The sequence below is a fragment of the Cryobacterium sp. MLB-32 genome, assembly GCF_000738085.1.
Lineage (GTDB): Bacteria > Actinomycetota > Actinomycetes > Actinomycetales > Microbacteriaceae > Cryobacterium.
In genome coordinates, this window is the sequence record NZ_JPRS01000702.1 from 1 (window position 1) to 736 (window position 736).

General features: G+C 58.8%; 1 protein-coding gene. It reads right to left on the reverse strand.

Going from position 1 to position 736, the window contains the following annotated elements:
* The coding region (locus JF66_RS20980; protein ID WP_035880913.1) for a hypothetical protein at positions 1-249 on the reverse strand (249 nt) is incomplete at its 3' end.
* Between the last annotated feature and the right edge of the window lie 487 nt (positions 250-736).

The window sequence follows — 736 nt, forward strand, 5'->3', positions numbered from 1 at the left end:
CTGGCCGTGGTGGTTCTCTTCCAGCACTGTCAGCAGGCGCTGGGTCGATGTCGACGCGGCACGATACGCAAGCACCACGATGGCAGCCACCACGCCCAAGGCAACAATCAGACTGCCCAAGAACACCGCTGCCTTCACGGGGTCATCGCCCGAGGCACGCAGGATCCGATAGATGGTGAGGCCCACCATGGCCGCGCCGAACACAGCCCCCGGTACGATAACCGCCCAGCGCGGCGAACTCGCCTTCACGAGTCCACGAGGCTTGCCCTATATGCCTGAACCCGAGTGTGGTGCTCCTGCCGAGTCAGCAAGGGCTCCCCCGCGGCACGCACGATCAAGCCGGCCGATTCATCCACCTGCTCCATATTCGGGTAACCCAACCGACTCGTTGTGTACCCAGCAGCAAACTCCTTCAACTTCTGTCTACCCAAAAGAGAAACCATGAGGAAACCCATCAATCCGCTCGCGCCCGCAATTACACAGAACGCGACGAGCCACGGATTCTCAAAGAGAATGCCAGAGAACACGATGCTCAGAGAGCCCAAAACACTTCCTAGAAGAAGAACGGTAGCGAAAAACAATGAAGCGAGCCCCAAGCGCCACATGGACACTCCGGCGACCCGTTCTCGAACATGAAACTCAAACGATTCACTCACTATTGCCACCTCTGAGACTCCCCACCCACCATCACAGTTCTGACGAGCGTAACAGGCGCGATCTGGAGCTCAGAGCGCCG